Here is a 17,586-nt window from a genome sequence, read left to right on the forward strand (position 1 = left end):
AGGAAGGTGTGAACCCGGGGGGCAGGCGTATGGCCTTGTGCTTCATCAGTTATGCGCGCGACGACCAAGCCTGGGCCGAGTGGATCGGGTGGCAACTCCAGGACGCCGGGCAGGAGGTCTGGCTGGACGTATGGGAACTGCGCCCGGGAGACGACTGGCAGGCCGTGACGGCGGATGCGCTGGGCAGGGCCGAGTTGGTATTGGTGCTGATCTCGGCGTCATTCGCATACAGCGGTCATGCCCGTGAGGAACTGGCGGCTGCCTCCGCCGCAGGGACCAGTGTGATCCCCGTCCTGGTGAGCGGCGCCTCCCCTCCTCCCGGCCTGGACGACATCAGTGACCGGCAGTATCTCCAACTCGGTACTCTCGACGAGCTGGCCGCGCGTCAGGCCCTGCTGTCCGCTGTCGCCCCCGGGCCTCTGCAGACCCGAGGACGGCTGCGACGCTTCGGTGCGACCAGCCCCCGGTTGCCGGGCAGCCGGCCTCGGCTGTGGCGGGTGCCGGAGCGCGCCGCGCGTTTCGTGGGCCGCGTCGAGTTGCTGAAGGATCTCAGAGCGACGCTCACCGAGAGCTCCCGCGCCGTGCTGGTGGGGGAGCCGGGGGCGGGCAAGACGCAATTGGCCATCGAGTACGCCCAGCGATTCGCGGGCGAGTACGAACTCGTGTGGTGGATCGCGCCGGGCGGGCACGCTGCCGTGATTCAGCTCGCCGACCTCGCGGTACGTCTTGGGGCCGCCGAATCGGACGGGCCGCTCATGCACAAGGTCACGGACTTGATCGCCGAGCTGAGGACCCGCAACCGCTGGTTGCTGATCTTCGACGACGTGCACGAGGAGCCGGACGCCGCCCTCGCGGACCGACTGCTGCGGGACGCCGGCACCGGACAGATCCTGCTCATCTCCTCCGAGCGGCAGTGGGCCGCCTCCTGGCAGCCAATCGAGGTGGGCCCGCTAAGTTCCGAGGAATCCATGGCCCTGCTGCGCGATCTGGCGCCCACGGTGAGCGCGGAGGGCGCTCGCTCCGTGGCCGCCGGGGGCGACATCCCGTTGGCAGTGGGTGTGGTGGCCGGAGTCATCAACAGCGGTGGTTCCGTCGCCGCTTACAGTCGGGCTCTGCCGACGGACGGTCCTGTCGCAAGGCCACGCCACAGTCTCGCGAATACGGTGCGCATCGGCCTCTCCGAACTCTCGGAGCGCAACCCCAGAGCCGTCGCTCTTCTATCCGCGTGCTCTCTTCTCGCACCTGTGCCCTTCCGGCTGCGGGACTGCGTCCGCATCCCAGACTGGACTCCCGAACCCCTCGTCGAACTACTTGAAGACGGCAGGGCACGGACAGCGACCCTTTCCACTATCAACCGGCTCGGTCTCGCCTCGACAGCCGACAGCACAGTACGCGTCCACGCGGCCGTCCAGTCCCTGCTACGTGATCAGTTGACTCCAGCCGAACGCGCGGACGCCGCTCTCGGTGCTCAGGCCCTTCTGGTCTCGGCGCTGCCTTCTTTGCGTACGTCGCCGAAGACGACTGGCTTCCTGCTGCCCCACCTACTCACCATCGCTCCGCAGGATCTGACCCGCGCAGAGGGTCTGGAGGCCGCCTGTGAGGGGGGTGTCCGTCTGCTGGAAAACGGTGATGCCCCGGCCGCTGTGACCAGACTCAGGGAACTGCGCAACGCCGCGACCGCTCTGCTCGGGGCTGACGACCCGAGCACGATGGAGATCACGTCGTATCTGATCGACGGCTTGCGGAGGGCCGGAGAACCAGATGCCGCGCTTCCGCTGGCGCGGATCCGTCTTGCATGGCTGCGGTCCACAGCCAGCGCCGTCAAACCGGTGGCCCTCAACGCCGCGGCACAACTCACCGGGCTGCTCGTCGCATCGGAGAACTGGGACGAAGCCCTCGCGCTGGGCATGGACACCCGAGGTTTGCTGCGGGCGACCCTCGGGCCGGACCACCCCACCCAGCTCGAGTTGGCGTCCACCATGCTTACTGCGTTGCGCGCACTCGGCAGGATCGCGGAGGGACTGAGTCTGGGCGAGGATGTCCTCGCCCGACAGCGACGCACGCTCGGTCCGGACCATGTGGACACGCTCCGCACAGGCGCGCGCCTGATCGCCCTCTTGGTGGATCACGGCGCGCTGGAGCAGGCTTGCGATCTCGGCGAGGAGGTTTTCGAAAGGCTGGGGACGGAACTGGGCCCTGTCTCCCCCGCCAGATTCCGCGCCGCTGTCCTGTGGGCCGTTCCGCTCGTGCGTACGGGCCGCGAGGAAACCGCCCGGGACCTGCTGCGGCAAACCCTCCACCAACAGTGGCGAACGCTCGGCCCGGAACACATCGAGTCACTGCACACCTCAGCGCTTCTGACCGTCCTGGATCTCCGTGAGCGTACGGGCGGCATCCCCGATACGACGGCATTGGCCGCGTACGCCCGGAAAGCCGATGTACCGTCGCAAGTGCGGCGGCGTCTCCTGAAGGACCCGCCAGCACTCGAATTCGTCACCACACACCTCTTCGACGAAGCGCTCCGCGCCGCGGCCGACATCCTCAAGCCGGACCCTCAGGGGAGTTCGTCCCAGCCGTCCGAATCCCGGTCCTCCCGCCGACCAGCCTCCCTGTCGGACCGAGGTGCTGTGCTGATCAGCCACGTCGAAGTGGATCGCATCTGGGCGGACTGGATCGGGTTCGAGTTGGAGCGCATGGGATACGAGGTCCGGACCACCGCCGAAGACACCCGCCTAGGACGGCCGCCTTCCCAGGAGTTCGACCACGTCGTCACCCTGTTGTCCCCCGAATACTTGGCCGTGGTGGCTCCGTCAACCGACGACTCACCCAAGTGGGGCCGTCTGATCAGCGGCTATGGGCTCGACCCGCACCGTGTAATTCCGCTCTTCGTGAAGCCCGTTGACCCCGCCCAACTGCCGCGCTCCTTCACCGACACGGCTACTCCCGCCCTCTACGACCTCGATCCGGATGCGGCCCGCGACGTTCTCCAGGTGGCTCTGGAGGAACCGACCGGCCCGAGCGGCCCTCCGGTGTTCCCAGGAGCTCTGGACGCCGCGGAGAATGACGACGCCCTCCTGACTCACCGCCTCGTCAACGCCCTGAGCCGCTCGGCGGCTTTGCAGAACCGGAACAGCCGCGGTGACCTCTGGGATCTCGTCGGAGTACCGAACCGGGAGTCGGTATCGCCCCGAACGGCGCTGTTCGAACTCGTCCGTACTCTGCGGTCCAGGCCGGACGGACTCACCGATCTCGTGGACGCGCTGACCGTAGTGGAGGGAGACAGTCTTGCAACCACCGAGGTCCGCAACGTCGTAGCCGAGATCAAAAGCGTCCAGGAAGCGCGGTGAGCGCCCCACCACCGGCGGTCCAGCCCCCCGCAGGTCCGCCCGGCCCTCTCCCGCACCGCTTTTTCACCGGCTACTCAGACAGCGAGTCGAACTTCGCTCGAGTCAGACGCTTCCACGAGGACGTGGAGAAGGAGGTCCGGCTGATCCTCGGAGAAGGGGTACCAGGACAGGGTTTTGTGGACTTCCGGGACATCAGGCCAGGTGAACGCTGGGAGGACCGTGTCGTCGAGAACGGCGTCTGCACTGCCCGAGCAATGTTGGCCCTGTACTCACCAAGCTACTTTCAGAGCCACTGGTGTGCCCACGAGTGGACGGTTTTCACCGCCCGCCTCAGCCGGTATCGGCTGAACACCGGCGCCAAGATCCCTTATCTGATCGGTGTCCGTTGGCAGAAACCCAGGCAGCCGTGGCCGGAGGAAGTCACCGCGTACCAGTATGTCCGCCGTGATCCGGGATCGGTCTACGAGCGGCGCGGAATGATCAACCTCGTACCGCGTGAGGAGCAGGATCCCGGCTCGCCGGAGTACCAGGAGATCGTCCAGGAGATCGCCGACGTCATTGCCGACGCCCAGGACAATCCTCTGCCGCCCCTCCAGTTGGAGGAAACAGCCGGGCTGGGATCGGCGTTCGGCCCGGAGTCGTCACTGCCGGTCGATGTCGTCCTGACGTACTCCCCGGAGGACCGCGCCTGGGGCGAGTGGGTGCACGTCCATTTGGCCGAGCGACGTGATGTCGCCGTGCTGCCGCCGGAGTGCCTGAGCCGCGCGCCGACGCAACTGCTCAGGAACTCGCTGGCGCGTGCGCGCCGCGTGGTCATGCTCGTCTCCCGGCACAGCCTCGCCGAACCGGGTCCGAACAAGGAAGTCCTGGAGAAGATCTACGACGATGCCGACCTCGTCGACGATCTGCCCCGTCTTGTCCCACTGCTCGTGGAGGACGTTCCCGAAGAGGTCGTTCCCGAGCTGTTTCCCAAGGACTGCAGGGCCCTGCACGGCATCCCCGACTCGGACGCGGTACGGGAGATCATGCTCGCTGCCGTGGACTCTCCGCTGCCGGCCGCCACGCCCCTCAGACCCGAACCGGGGTTCCCGTCGGACGCGGTGAGCCCGTTCGAGAGAGAACTCGCCGACAAGCTCTCCCTGGCGACGTCGCTGCGCGATGACGACCTGCGGAACGTGTGGTTCCGAGCCACCGGACTAGAGGCATCCCAGCTCCCCAACCCCCGTTTCAAGACACGTACTTGGGTCCTCTCAGTCATCCTGGCCGCCAGGAGCCTGGACAACGGTTATGAACGCCTCGCCGTCGCTCTCGAAGCCCTCGACAACGGCGCCCCCGAAACCCTTGAGGTACGCAAGCTCATCAATACCCGCGTTGCGGAGATCACGTCCGGCTCCCTGCCTTCGACAGCACCGGACACCGCTGTAGCTCCCCCGAGTCATTCCACGTAGCCACTCCACTGGTCAGCGGCAGGCACTGAACGCCCAGAGTGCGAAACGGCCGGGGCGGACTGCATCTGTAGGGGTTCCTCGTCGTCTAGAACAGCGCGCTGTACGCGTTCAGGGCCGGCTGGCCGCCCAGGTGGGCGTAGAGGACCGTGGAGTCGGGGGTGATCTCGGACCGGGACACCAGGTCGATCATGCCTGCCATGGACTTGCCCTCGTAGACGGGGTCGGTGACCATTCCCTCCGTGCGGGCCGCCAGGCGCATCGCCTCCAGGGTGGTGTCGTCGGGGATGCCGTACGTCCCCGCGTGGTACCGCTCGTCGAGCTCCACGTCCACCTCGGTCAACTCTCGCTTGACGCCGATGAGTTGAGCGGTGTTGCGGGCGATCCGGGCGATCTGCTCGCGGGTGGTGGCGGGCTTCGCCGAGGCGTCGATGCCGATCACCCGGCGGGGGCGCTCCCCGGCTTCCTCCAGGGCGGCGAACCCGGCGGCCATGCCCGCCTGGGTCGAGCCGGTCACCGAGCAGACGACGACGGTGTCGAAGAAGACGCCCAGTTCGCGCTCCTGCTCGGCCACTTCGTGGGCCCAGCGGGCGAAGCCGAGGCCGCCGAGGGGATGGTCGGAGGCGCCGGCCGGGATGGCGTACGGCTTCCCACCGGACTCCTCGACCCCCCTGAGCGCCTGCTCCCAGCTCTCCTTGAAGCCGATGCCGAAGCCGGCCCGGACCAGGCGGACGTCGGCCCCGGCGAGGCGGCTGAGGAGGATGTTGCCGACCTTGTCGTAGACGGAGTCGGGCCAGTCCACCCAACTCTCCTGGATCAGCACGCACTTGAGCCCGGCCCGGGCGGCCACGGCGGCCACCTGGCGGGTGTGGTTGGACTGAACACCGCCGATCGACACCAGCGTGTCGCAGCCCTGGGCGAGCGCGTCGGCGACCAGGTACTCCAGCTTGCGGGTCTTGTTGCCGCCGTAGGCGATCCCGGAGTTGCAGTCCTCGCGCTTCGCCCAGAGGGCGGCGCCGCCGAGGTGGGCGGTGAGGCGCTCGAGGGGATGCACCGGGGAGGGGCCGAAGAGGAGGGGGTAGCGGTCGTACGAGGAGAGGGACGGGGACACGTGTCCTCCCGTAGGGGTCGGGATCAGTCGCCTTCGGTCAGGTCGACGAGGTCGGCGAGGCTGCGCCAGATCTCGGCGGTGACGCGCACCGCCGCCTCCGCGTCACCGGACGCGCAGGCCTCGATCAGTTGCTCGTGCAGTCCGGCCGAACGACAGGTGCTCTCGCCGAAGCGGCGGCGTTCGAGGCGGCGGACGAGAGGGGTGTAACGGACGATGGTGGCGGCGGCCGCCCGGTTGCCGGCGACCCGGACCAGGACGTCGTGCAGGGCGTCGTCGGCCGAAAGGGCTCCGTCGACGTCGCCCGCGCCGACGGCCGCGGCGAACCGTTCGTTGGCCGTGCGCATCGCCTGGACGTCGGCGGCGAAGAGACGGGGCACGGCCGTTCGGGTGACCAGCTCGTGCATGGCGCCGACCACGGCGGCCGCGTCCCGGACATCGGCGGCGACCAGCGGGGTGACCCGGGTGTAGCTCTGCGGCTTGCTCTCCAGCAGCCCCTCGTCCACCAGCCGCGAGAACGCCTCCCGCACCGGGGCCCGGGACAGCCCGAGCCGCTCGGCGAGCTCGGCGTCCCGCACGACGGCACCGGGCTCGATCTCCCCGGTCACGATGGCGTCCCGGATGGCCTCGTAGGCACGGTCCCTGAGGAGGGTGCGGCCGACCGGCCGAATGGCTTCCACAACTGAAATGTTAGATGTCAGTCGAGGGCGGGGCAAGGGCGGTCGGGGCAAGGGGCAGGGCGGGGCAAGCGTCAGGCCGGGGCAAAGGTGTGGCCCGCACCCCCCGTAGAAGTGCGGGCCACGATCGGGTGGCTCAGACGGCCCAGGGCCAGTCGGCGTCCCGGGCCGCCTCGAGCAGCGGCACCATACGGAAAGCCGCGTCGCTCAGGCCGCCGAAGGTGTGCCGGTTCGCCTTGCCCGACGAGCCGTGGCCCGCCCGGTACCCGGCCAGGTTCCAGGTGTAGACCGGCACGTTCGCCGGGACCTGCTCGGTCGGGTCGCCGTAGTGGCTGAAGGCGTACTGCTCGTCGGTGACGATCAGCACCCGGTCCTGGCCCCGGTAGTGGGCCCGGACCGCCCCGGTGGTGTCGGTACCGCCCAGGTCGCCGAAACGCTCCAGGATCTTCAGCACCGACTCCCCCTTGCGGAAGGACAGCCGCCGGCTCGTGGTGCCGAACTGGACCAGGTCCGCCTTCTGCGCCCGCAGCGCGAGCGCCGTACCGAAGATCGCCGCCGCGTCCGCCCGGTTGAGCTCCGAACGGTCCGACAGCCGCGCCCACATCGAACCCGAACGGTCGACCAGGACCAGCGTGCGTCCCGGCAGCGCGGGCACGTTGGCCAGCGAGTGACCGAGCGCCCGCTCCAGCGGGTACGCCCAGCGCAGCGACGGCGCGTGCTGGTACGCGGCGAGGTACCGGAACGGGAACTGCCGCGAGCGCGCGACCTCCGCCGGATCGCTGATCTTCGCCGCCACCTGGGCCGCGACCTCGTCGGACACACCGGCCTGGTCGAAGTTGCGCAGGTTGCGCACCAGCGCCATCGAGCCCATGGACGGGATCACAGCCTCCCAGGCCGCCTTGTCCATCGGACCCTGCAGCCAGCCCGCCAGCGCCTCCCACGTGATGCCGGCCGCGGCCAGCCGCTCGGCACCGTCGGGTGCGGTGACGACCGCACGCCGCTCGGCCACCGGCAGCGCCATCAGCTCGCGGTGCGCGGTCAGGAAACGGTCGGACGCGGGCGGCACCGCCGTGTCCGGGTTGTGCCGGCGGTCGAGGGCGTACTGGAACAGCGCGCCCTGCCACGGCTTGTCCGGGTCGGGCGCCGCGTGCACCAGGTTGAGGATGTCGCCGAAGCGGTATCCCTTGGACGCGGTGTCGTACTTCAGCAGCGACTTGCCGCTGTAGAGACGTCGTACGGCGTCAGCGACACCGCGCTTGACGGGCTTGGGCACGCTGCGGCCGTACATCGCCGTCCAGTAGCCGAGCAGCTCGCCGGGCTCGTCGGGACGGCGCAGTACGGAGGCCACGACCTGACGGTTGGACGGGCCGTCGGTGGCGCCCGCGTCCAGGCGCGCCTTCACGTACTCGGCGGCGCCCACGACGGAGGCGGTGCGGAGGTTGCCCTCGCCGCGCAGCCAGCCGAGCAGGCCGGCCGTCCACGCCGGGTCCTCGACGGCGAGCCGGCGGACGAGCCGCGCGAAGCGGTCGTCACGGCCGGCACCGGTCTCGTAGAAGGTCTGCTGCGACACGAAATTCGCGACGGCCAGCAGGAAGAGCTCGGAGCGCGCGTCCCGCTCCCGGCCGCGGCCGCCCTCGTAGGTGCGGAGCACTCGGCCCGTGGAGGTGACGCGCGAAGTGGGCTGCGCCTTCGCGCCCTTGGTGTTGAATCGCGCCATGGTGAATTCCCCCGAATTCTGGTTCCGTTCCGGAGGGAGGCGCGGCAGAAGGAGGGTGCCCGAGGTCAGAAACCGGCGACGGCCTTGTCCTGGCGCGTCTTCCATTTCCGCCACGCCGGCCCTGGGCCGGCGACGGGATTCGAACCCGCACGCTCACCTGGAGCACTAGGTCCCTGAAGTATCCGCTGCCTGCGCACCGGGCACCCACCATGAGCTGCGCCTCCCGAGATCAAGGTCGGCGGCGGCACTGATTCTCTGAGAAAGGGAAGTAGCCGCAGCCTGCGCACCGGGAGGTGCATGAAGTTGTGGTGTCCAGAGAACAAGGTCGGCGGAACCGACGTAGGTGCTCCAACCCCTGAGCTACACCGGCGCGTTGTGCCGGTGGCGGGACTCGAACCCGCGACCGCCCCATTATCAGTGGAAGTAGGTCCTGCCTTCGCACCTGGACGTTCATCACTTTAGGAGGCGGGCCGCGGGGCGAGCGAACGAATTAATTCGGGAAGGGATTTCAGCCGCGCTTCTGGCGCTTCCAGGGCCCCGTGATGGCGAGCATGATGCCCGGGTCCTGGATGTTGGCGAAGAGGGTGGCGCCGTCGGGTGAGAAGGTGACGCCGGTGAACTCGCTGTACTCCGGCTTCTCCTCGGTGCCGATGTTCAGTTCGTTGCGGGCGATGGGGTAGGTGCGGCCGCTGTCGGTGGCGCCGAACAGGTGCTGCAGGCCCTCGCCGTCCTCGGCGATGACGAGGCCGCCGTACGGGGAGACGGTGATGTTGTCGGGGCCGTCGAAGCGGCCTTCCTTCGACGGGTCGGGGTTGACGCCGAGCAGGACCTTGAGGGTGAGGGTGCGGCGCTTGGGGTCGTAGAACCAGACCGCGCCGTCGTGCTGGACGGGGCTCTCGTCACGGGCGTAGGAGGAGACGATGTAGGTGCCGCCGTCGCCCCACCACATACCCTCCAGCTTGCGGGCGCGGGTGACCTGTCCTTCGGTGAACTGCTTGCGGACCGAGGTGGTCCTCGCGTCACGGTCGGGTACGTCCACCCAGTCGACGCCGTAGACGGTGCCGATCTTCGTCGCGCGGGAGAGGTCGTCGACGAACCGGCCGCCGGAGTCGAAGCACTTGAAGGCCTGCAGGACGCCCGCGTCGTCGGCGAGGGTGCGCAGCCTGCCGCGGCCGTGGTGGAAGCCGGCGGGCGGGGTCCAGCGGTAGAGCAGGCCGTTGGGGCCGGAGGCGTCCTCGGTGAGGTAGAGGTGGCCGCGCCGGGGGTCCACGACGACGGCCTCGTGGGCGTAACGGCCCAGCGCCTTGATGGGCTTGGGGTCGCGGTTGGCCCGGCGGTCGGCGGGGTCGACCTCGAAGACGTAGCCGTGGTCCTTGGTCATGCCGTTCTGGCCGGCCTTGTCCTCGGTCTCCTCGCAGGTCAGCCAGGTGCCCCAAGGGGTGTTGCCGCCCGCGCAGTTGGTGGAGGTGCCGGCGATGCCGACCCATTCGGCGACGTGGTCGCGGCGGACCTCGACGACCGTGCAGCCACCGGAGGCGGCGGGGTCGTAGACCAGGCCCTCGGTGAGCGGGACGGGGTACTTCCAGTTCGAGCGCGGGCCCTTGAGTTCGTGGTTGTTGACGAGGAGGGTCGCGCCGCGGGGGCCGTCGAAGGTGGAGGTGCCGTCGTGGTTGGACGGGGTGGACTCTCCCGACTCCAGCTTGGTCCGGCCGCTGTAGGTGATGATCCGGTACTTGAAGCCGGCGGGCAGGGCGAGGATGCCGGCGGGGTCGGAGACGAGCGGCCCGTATCCGACGCCGCCGTGGCCGTGTGGCACCCCCTCCTCGGCGGTCTCGGTGTCGGTGGACGCGAGGGCGTTGGGGGCGGTGGCGAGGGCGCCGACGCTGCCCGCCAGCGCGACACCGGCACCGGTGATCGCGGATTTTCTGGCGAAGTCCCTGCGGGTGAGCGACATGGTGTCTCCTGTGACGGTGGGTGTGCCGTGGAGGGTGGCGGACCTCGGGTCGGCGACACCGTCCCGCCCACGCCTGAACGGCAGTTGAACACCGGGCGACGTCACCGCACGCAGTTCCATGAATCCGTACACGGCGGCCCGCGGGAAGCAAAAGTCCGCATCCGGACAGCCCGCCGCGGGAACCCTCGCAGGGGTCGGGGGTCGGCCCCGGGGTGGGGGGCCGACGCCGCTCAGCCGGCTTGCTGGGAGCGCGCCTTGAACGCCGCCTTCCGCGCTTCCTTCGCCACCCGCTTGTCCGGGTGCAGCCGGCCCATCGCCTCCAGTACGTCCGCGGTGGCCGGGTGGTCCACCCGCCAGGCCGTGGTGAAGAACTCGCCGTGCTGGGCGGCCAGCCCTTGTACCAGTTCGCGCAGTTCCTCGGAGTTGCCCTCGGCTGCCAGTTGGGCGGCGACCGTGTCGATGGTGAGCCAGAAGATCATCGCTTCGGAGGGGGCCGGCACGTCCGGCACGCCCCGCTCGGCCAGCCAGACGCGGGCCAGGCCACCGAGTTCGGCGTCGTCGAGGACCTCCCGGAGCGCGGGCTCGGCCTCGACGCCGACCAGGGACAGCGCCTGCTGGCAGCGCAGCCGCCGCAAGGGGGCGCCGGCGTCGCCGCCACGGGCGGCCGTCAGCAACTCGCGTGCGGCGGCCAGAGGTTCGCGTCGGGCGAGCCACTGCTCGGTCTCGGCCTGCGCGGCTGCCGCGGGGAAGGTCGCCGTGCCGTCCAGCAGTGCGTCGGCTCCCTTGTCGGCGAGGTCGCCCACGGCCGGCGCGGTGAACCCGGCCTCCAGCAGGCGGGCCCGCAGCCCGTACAGCCCGAGCGGGGTGAGCCGCACCATGCCGTAGCGGGAGACGTCCGTGTCGTCGACCGGTGCGGCGGGCTCCTCGTCGGCGTCGGCCATCAGCGCCTCGTCGACGGGCTGGTACTCGACGAGCCCGACCGGCTCCAGCAGCCGGAACTGGTCGTCGAGCCGCATCATCGCGTCGGAGACCTGTTCCAGGACGTCGTTGGTGGGCTCCCCCATGTCGGAGGGCACGATCATCGACGCGGCGAGCGCCGGCAGCGGCACGGGCGAGTCGCCGGGGCCGTCCTCGCTGACGCTGAGCAGGTAGAGGTTGCCGAGGACGCCGTCGAGGAACTCGGCCTCCGCCTCCGGGTCCCACTCCAGTTCGGAGAGGTCGAGTTCGCCGTCGGCGGCCAGGGCCTCCTCCAGGCCCTCGATGTCCGGGACGCTCGCGTCGGCGAGCACCGTCTCCAGTGCGCCCTGCCACACGGCGAGCACGTCGTGCGGGGAGCCGGTGGTGAGCAGTGCCAGCTCCTGCCCGGCCGTGACGGTGCCGGCGTCCTCGTCGGTGATCTCCACCAGCCCGGTGTCCACGGCGGCCCGCCAGGCCTCGCTCGCGTCGGCGGCGGCGTCGTCCCCGCTCAGGCCCAGCACCTCGGCGGCGGCCGGCACCTGCTCGTCGACGAGCTCTCCCCCGGCGTCGACCCGGGTGTCCGGGCCGGCCCAGCGAGCCAGCTTCGCGGCCCGGGACAGCAGGGGCGTGGACAGCGCGTCTCGCGCCAGCTCCGCTTCGGGGTGCAGCCGCACGGGCGGCAGGGGGGAGCTGTCTGACATCGGCTCGGTTCTCCTCGGGCGCCTCGAAGACCGTACGACCACCTGGACGACGTACGACTCAGTGGCTCAGCCTAGACGGATATCCACCTATGCCGCCCGGTTCATCTCCTCGTCGGGGCCCGTACATGGCCGAAACCTTGACAACTGGCCGGAGCAGGCAGGAGATTGACGCGCGTAGAAACTCGGGGGACAACTGTTCACTGTTTTCTACGCGCGTCACCCTCCCCCCACGACCCACCCTCGTCCCGGCACTCACGAACATCCCCGGAGGGATTCCGTTGCCGAGCAAGTCCTCCGCGCGTCTCGCCGCGCTCACCGTCGCCGCCGTGTGCTCCGCGGCGTCCGCCGTCGCCCTGACCTCGCCGGCGCACGCCGACTCCGTGCGCATCCACGACGTCCAGGGCACGACCCGAATATCCCCGTACGCAGGCCAGAAGGTGGCGGACGTGCCCGGCATCGTCACGGGCACGCGAACCTACGGCTCCTCGAAAGGCTTCTGGATCCAGGACGCCACCCCCGACGACGACCCGGCCACCAGCGAGGGCGTCTTCGTCTTCACCAGCTCCACCCCGAAGGTCGCGGTCGGCGACTCGGTGACGGTCTCCGGCACGGTCTCCGAGTACGTCCCGGGCGGCACCTCGTCCGGCAACCAGTCGGTCACCGAGATCACCAAGCCGACGGTCACCACCGTCTCCACCGGCAACGCGGTCCCCGCGCCCACGGTGATCGACGCGAACTCGGTACCGGACGAGTACACCGCCGCCGGGGACGGCGCCGCGAACGGCTCGATCAACGGCCTGCCGCTGCAGCCGTCGACGTACGCCCTGGACTACTACGAGTCCCTCGAGGGCATGAACGTCCAGGTCGCCGACGCCCGCGTGGTCACCGCCACCGACCCGTACAACGAGCTGTGGGTCACGGTGAAGCCGCACGAGAACCGCACCCGCCGCGGCGGCGCGCTGTACGGCTCCTACGACTCCCAGAACACCGGCCGGCTGCAGGTCCAGTCGCTGGGCGCGACCGCCGACTTCCCGGTGGCGAACGTCGACGACACCCTGACCGGCACCACGACCGGCCCGATGGACTACAACCAGTACGGCGGCTACACCCTGGTCGCGAGCCGGCTGGGCACGCTGAAGAGCGGCGGGCTGCAGCGCGAGACCACCCGCAAGCAGTCGCGGGGCGAGCTGGCGGTGGCGACGTACAACGTCGAGAACCTCGACCCGTCCGACACCACGTTCGCCGCGCACGCCGCCGCGATCGTGAACAACCTGCAGTCGCCGGACATCGTGTCCCTGGAGGAGATCCAGGACAACGACGGCGCGACGGACGACGGTGTCGTCGACGCGAGCGCGACCGTGAACAAGCTGATCGACGCGATCGTCGCCGCGGGCGGCCCGAAGTACGACTGGCGCTCGATCGACCCGGTCAACGACCAGGACGGCGGCGAGCCCGGCGGCAACATCCGCCAGGTGTTCCTGTTCAACCCGGAGCGGGTGTCCTTCACGGACCGTGCGGGCGGCGACTCCACGACGGCGGTCGGCGTCACCAAGGTGCACGGCAGGGCCCGGCTCACGGCATCCCCCGGCCGGATCGAGCCGGCGAACGACGCCTGGAAGTCCAGCCGCAAGCCGCTGGCCGGCGAGTTCGTCTTCCACGGCCGCACGGTCTTCGTGATCGCCAACCACCTCAACTCCAAGGGCGGCGACCAGGGTCTGACCTCGCAGTACCAGCCCCCGACGCGCAGCTCGGAGACCCAGCGCCACGCGCAGGCCACGCTGGTCAACGCGTTCGTCAAGAGCATCCTCGACGTCCAGAAGAACGCGGACGTCATCGCGCTCGGAGACATGAACGACTTCGACTTCTCCGGCACCGCGCAGATCCTCGAGGGTGACGGCGAGCTGTGGTCGGCGATCAAGTCGCTGCCGAAGAGCGAGCGTTACACCTACGACTACCAGGGCAACCAGCAGGTCCTGGACCAGATCATGGTCAGCCCGTCGATCCGGCGCGGCTGCGACCTGGACTACGACTCCGTGCACATCAACTCGGAGTTCCACGACCAGATCAGCGACCACGACCCGCAGGTGCTGCGTTTCCGTCCGTGATTCCCCCGCCCGGTCAGGGCTGGTCGAACACGCCGTTCAGCCAGCCCTGCCAGGCGCTCTCGCACTCCTTGATGTCGGTGCCCGGGGTGAAGTCGTGCAGCGAGATGCCGACCGGGTGGCCCCAGTGGTTGCGGCCGAAGACGCGGGTCAGGCCCCGGTCGGTGCGCAGCCCGATGAAGTACGGGTTGCGGAAGTCGACCACGGCGTCGAAGTCGTCCGGACCATGGACCGTCACCCGGGTGCCGGCCGTGACGTCCTCGCCGACACCGAGCGCCCGTCCCACGACGGCCAGGGCGTCGGCGGCCTTCGAGGCCTCGGGCCCGTCGAAGGTGGCGAACGCGGCCGGCCGGGGCGCGAAGTGGACCAGGTACTCGCGCAGGGTGTGCAGATAGAAGTCGGTGTGCTTGGCCGCGCCGTCGTACTGGTTGTCCCAGTCGTCGACGAAGATGCCGCTGTGCACGTACCGCACCCAGGCCCGGCGCCCCTCGTCGCGGGGTTCGACGGTGTAGTCGAGCTGGTTCATCGTCTGCTCGGCGATGCCGTCGACATCCGCGACGCGGTTGGTGTACCGGTGCGGCGGGTCCCAGGCGGTGACCGTGGACCCGAAGGGACCCGTGCCGCCCACCCTGGGCTCCGGCGGGTCCATCGGCCACAGATATCCTCCGGTGCCGGTGGTGATCGCCTCCCACACCTCCTCGGGAGTGGCGTCGACCTCGAACTCCCGGGCGATCTCGAACTCCTTGGACATGGCGGTCTCCTGACTACGGCAGAGCCTGCTGCGGCTCGGTCTGCTTGAGCGTGGGGTGGACGGCGACGACGATCCGGTGGTCACGACCGCCCTCGGCGTCCGGGGCGTCGTACTTGCGGATCAGCGCGGTGACCCCGGTCGTCAACTCCTCGATGAACGCGGCCCGTTCGGCGGCCGAGGCGAAGCGGACCTCGCCGTCCAGGGCGTAGGTGGCCAGCCGTTTGCGGGCCTTGGCGGCGCCGGTGATCAACGATCCGACGTCGCGTACCAGCCGGGCACCGAGGGCGAGCAGCCAGCGGGCGGAGAGCTGGTCGCGGAAGCGGTCCGGGTCCGGCTGTACGGCGGCGAGGGCGATCGGCGAGATGACGTACGACGCCGCGGTCGCCCGCATCAGCCGCTCGGTGACGTTTCCCTTGCGGCGCTCGCCGGCCAGCTCGACCAGGCCGTGCCGCTCCAGAGCCTTGAGGTGGTAGTTCACCTTCTGCCGCGGCAGCCCGACCTGTCCGGCGAGCATGGCCGCCGAGGCGGGCCCGGCGGCCAGCTCGGCGAGCAGCCGGGCCCGTATGGGGTCCAGGGAGACGGCGGCGGCCTCGGGGTCCTCGATCACGGTGACGTCCAGCATGCGTCCACCGTCTCACCGACGTACGGCACCCTGTCCGGGGCCATTGTGTTCCTGGTGTGGCTGTGGCTGTCGAACCTGGCGATCCTGCTGGGGCTGGAGTTCGACGCGGAGCTGTCCCGTGAGCGGGCGGTGATCCACGGGCGGTCGCCGGCCCAGGAGCCGTACGTCGAGCCTCGCGACACCCGGAAGTGGCCGCCGAAGCTGCGGGCGTCGTTGCGGGCCGCGGCACGGACCACCGCCGCCAAGCCACCGGTGCGGCCCTGAGGGTCACTCCCGCCCCTCGGCCGGCAGGGATGCCGCCTGCCGGCAGGGAAGCCGCCTGGAACAGCGGGACGCCGGACGGGTACGGTTCCCGTCCGGCGTCTGCGGCATCCCGCGGCGGCTGCCCGCTACTTCTTGGGGTACCTCCACGACACCACCACGACCGCCAGCACCGCCGCGCCGATGAGCAGCGCCGGCCGCGGGTTGCGCACCGCCGCCTTGACGACGGGCCTGGCCGGCCAGGGCATGCCGTGTTCCGCCCTGTCCTCCAGGGTGTGCCGGGTCCGAGCAGTCCTGTCCTGGGCGGTGTGGCCGGCCTTCAGAGCCCGGTCGTGGGCCTGGTGACCGGCCCTGGTGGCCGTGTCCTGGACCTTGTGGCCCGCCTTCGTGGCCCGTTCCTGCACCGTGTGACCCGCGTGGGCCGCCGTGCTGCGCAGCTGCACGGTCATCGCGCCGGCCTTGTCCCTGAGGTCCGCCGCGCGGGCCCGTGCGCGACCCTTGACGTCCATCTTGCCTGCCAACTCCTCGACCGTGTCGCCGAGTTCACTGCGGGTCTGCTCGATCTGCCGCCGCAGTTCCTCGGCTCCCTCGACGCCCGTCTCCCCGGCCGCCTTGTCCGTCATCGGTGTGCCCTTTCCTTGATCTCCTCGACATCGGCCTTGACGCTGCCGAGGGCCTCCTCCGGCGTGGGAGGCGTGGCCTTGCGCAGCTGGGCGCGGCCCGTCGCGCCGAGGACGGCGGCGATCACGAACAGCACCGCCGTGACGATGAGCGCCGCGGCCCACACGGACAGCACCAGCGAGAGAGCGGCGATCGCCGTCCCGGCCGCGGCGAGCAGGCCGGCGTAGGCGAACGCGCCCGCCGCCCCGAGCAGTCCGCCGCCGCGTCCGGCGCGCCGGCCCTTGGCGGCGAGCTCCTCCTTGGCGAGGGCCACTTCCTGTCGTAGGAGCCGGGAGAGCTGTTCGGTGGCCTGGTTGACGAGTTCGCCCACGGAGCGGTGCTCGTCGCGCACCGGCCCGGGCTGCATGGTCCCGGTCACGGTCGCCTCCTCTCGTGTTCCTGTCGTTCGATACGTTCGGAACACTGCGGGTACCCGTCCCGCCTCCGGCTACCCCTGCCGCCCTCCCCGGCCGCCGGGCTCGCCGAGCCTGGCCAGCTGGGTCTGGAACCAGTCGAGGCGGGCCTGCAACAGGGCCGCCTCCGCGACCAGTTCGGGCACTCCGAGGTGATCGGCGGGCGGACCGGTCCCGGCTGCCCGCGAGGCGCCTTCGGCCCGGGCCACGACGCGCAGGCCCTCCCCCGCCAGCCGGGCGAACGCGGCGAGCGAGACGGACGTACGGGCCCGGACGCAGCCCGCGCAGGAGGGGGCGAGGACGCGCCAGCCGGGGCGGCCCCGGCCCGCGTCGGCCAGGGCCGCGGCGACGGCGCCGCAGGCACAGGGGCCGACCGTGGCGGTGCGCACCCGCTGGCGGGCGTAGCGGAAGCCGCGCTCGAAGCGGATGTAGCGGCCGAGGACCACCACCTCGAGCAGGACGGCGTCCCGGTGCTCGGCCGTGCACAGCAGCGCCTCGGCCGCCGTACGGTCGTGAACGCAGTGGAAGCCGCAGTCGCAGCGGCGGTGCGGTGCGCCGTGCCGCAGGCCGTAGACGCAGGACGCGTCGGCCAGGACCCCGTACGGCAGCGCACCGCCCAGCGACACACCGGTGAACCCGGCCCGGCGCCCGTCGTGGGACAGCACCGGGTGGGCGATCTTGAATCCGGTCGGCGGCTCCGTAGGGCGTTCCTCCGGAAGCCGCAGCCTCATCGGGCCGCCGGGACCTCTTCGGGGGCCTTCAGTTCCTCGGTGATCTCCTCGGACAGTTCGGGCTCTTCCTCATGGATCTGCGGGCGTTCCTCCGCGACTCCGGTCGCCAGTGCCTTGCCGAGCTTCATGACGCCTCCCAT

The 17,586-nt window shown here is 70.4% G+C and carries 14 protein-coding genes, 1 tRNA gene and 1 pseudogene; 4 read left to right on the forward strand and 12 right to left on the reverse strand.

The window, feature by feature from the left end; translation table 11 throughout:
- Positions 1 to 29: 29 nt before the first annotated feature.
- Entirely contained in the window at positions 30 to 3,347 is a 3,318-nt protein-coding gene (gene fxsT / locus FBY22_RS30385) for an FxSxx-COOH system tetratricopeptide repeat protein (protein WP_160159939.1), read from the forward strand.
- A gap of 122 nt (positions 3,348 to 3,469) precedes the next feature.
- Positions 3,470 to 4,795: a toll/interleukin-1 receptor domain-containing protein gene (locus FBY22_RS30390; RefSeq protein ID WP_142151177.1), complete on the forward strand. Its 1,326-nt coding sequence runs from the start codon at positions 3,470 to 3,472 to the stop codon at positions 4,793 to 4,795.
- An 85-nt stretch (positions 4,796 to 4,880) separates the two neighbouring features.
- Here the strand turns inward: FBY22_RS30390 and FBY22_RS30395 are convergent, their stop codons facing one another.
- From FBY22_RS30395 to FBY22_RS30415, 6 genes are all read right to left on the reverse strand, one after another.
- A complete protein-coding gene (locus FBY22_RS30395) occupies positions 4,881 to 5,903 on the reverse strand; it encodes a 1-aminocyclopropane-1-carboxylate deaminase (RefSeq protein WP_142151178.1) in 1,023 nt (340 codons plus the stop codon).
- 23 nt (positions 5,904 to 5,926) lie between these two features.
- Positions 5,927 to 6,580 carry a GntR family transcriptional regulator gene (locus FBY22_RS30400; RefSeq protein ID WP_142151179.1) on the reverse strand — a complete coding sequence of 218 codons (654 nt, stop codon included), beginning with the start codon at positions 6,578 to 6,580 and terminating at the stop codon, positions 5,927 to 5,929.
- Between the two features lie 133 nt (positions 6,581 to 6,713).
- Complete coding sequence (locus tag FBY22_RS30405) at positions 6,714 to 8,294, reverse strand: TROVE domain-containing protein (RefSeq protein WP_142151180.1); 1,581 nt, start codon at positions 8,292 to 8,294, stop codon at positions 6,714 to 6,716.
- A 379-nt stretch (positions 8,295 to 8,673) separates the two neighbouring features.
- Positions 8,674 to 8,743, reverse strand: a tRNA-Ile gene (locus FBY22_RS44020).
- A gap of 59 nt (positions 8,744 to 8,802) precedes the next feature.
- Positions 8,803 to 10,248: an alkaline phosphatase PhoX gene (locus FBY22_RS30410; protein ID WP_142151181.1), complete on the reverse strand. Its 1,446-nt coding sequence runs from the start codon at positions 10,246 to 10,248 to the stop codon at positions 8,803 to 8,805.
- Positions 10,249 to 10,478: 230 nt separating this feature from the next.
- Entirely contained in the window at positions 10,479 to 11,906 is a 1,428-nt protein-coding gene (locus FBY22_RS30415; protein WP_142151182.1) for a hypothetical protein, read from the reverse strand.
- 278 nt (positions 11,907 to 12,184) lie between these two features.
- Between FBY22_RS30415 and FBY22_RS30420 the strand changes: the two genes are divergently transcribed.
- On the forward strand, positions 12,185 to 14,011 hold the full coding sequence (locus FBY22_RS30420; RefSeq protein ID WP_142151183.1) for an endonuclease/exonuclease/phosphatase family protein: 1,827 nt from the start codon (positions 12,185 to 12,187) through the stop codon (positions 14,009 to 14,011).
- Between the two features lie 13 nt (positions 14,012 to 14,024).
- Here the strand turns inward: FBY22_RS30420 and FBY22_RS30425 are convergent, their stop codons facing one another.
- Together FBY22_RS30425 and FBY22_RS30430 are read right to left on the reverse strand one after the other, a co-directional pair.
- Positions 14,025 to 14,759 (reverse strand): SRPBCC domain-containing protein, encoded by a 735-nt coding sequence (locus FBY22_RS30425; protein WP_142151184.1) that lies wholly within the window; start codon positions 14,757 to 14,759, stop codon positions 14,025 to 14,027.
- Positions 14,760 to 14,772: 13 nt separating this feature from the next.
- Positions 14,773 to 15,381 (reverse strand): helix-turn-helix domain-containing protein, encoded by a 609-nt coding sequence (locus FBY22_RS30430; RefSeq protein ID WP_142151185.1) that lies wholly within the window; start codon positions 15,379 to 15,381, stop codon positions 14,773 to 14,775.
- An 18-nt stretch (positions 15,382 to 15,399) separates the two neighbouring features.
- Between FBY22_RS30430 and FBY22_RS30435 the strand changes: the two are divergent.
- Positions 15,400 to 15,645: pseudogene (locus tag FBY22_RS30435) on the forward strand (YhjD/YihY/BrkB family envelope integrity protein); the annotation flags it as partial.
- Positions 15,646 to 15,770: 125 nt separating this feature from the next.
- Here FBY22_RS30435 and FBY22_RS30440 read toward each other — a convergent pair.
- The 4 genes from FBY22_RS30440 to FBY22_RS45420 form a co-directional block, all read right to left on the reverse strand.
- Positions 15,771 to 16,265, reverse strand: a complete 495-nt coding sequence (locus FBY22_RS30440) for a DUF3618 domain-containing protein (RefSeq protein ID WP_142151186.1) — start codon at positions 16,263 to 16,265, stop codon at positions 15,771 to 15,773.
- On the reverse strand, positions 16,262 to 16,681 hold the full coding sequence (locus FBY22_RS30445; RefSeq protein ID WP_142151187.1) for a phage holin family protein: 420 nt from the start codon (positions 16,679 to 16,681) through the stop codon (positions 16,262 to 16,264). The genes FBY22_RS30440 and FBY22_RS30445 overlap by 4 nt, the downstream gene beginning before the upstream one ends.
- Positions 16,682 to 16,750: 69 nt before the next feature.
- A complete protein-coding gene (locus FBY22_RS30450; protein WP_142151188.1) occupies positions 16,751 to 17,446 on the reverse strand; it encodes a hypothetical protein in 696 nt (231 codons plus the stop codon).
- Positions 17,443 to 17,574, reverse strand: a complete 132-nt coding sequence (locus tag FBY22_RS45420) for a hypothetical protein (protein ID WP_260845213.1) — start codon at positions 17,572 to 17,574, stop codon at positions 17,443 to 17,445. Before FBY22_RS45420 ends, FBY22_RS30450 begins: the two co-directional genes overlap by 4 nt.
- Positions 17,575 to 17,586: the final 12 nt, after the last annotated feature.

The sequence above is a fragment of the Streptomyces sp. SLBN-31 genome (genome assembly GCF_006715395.1).
GTDB lineage: Bacteria > Actinomycetota > Actinomycetes > Streptomycetales > Streptomycetaceae > Streptomyces.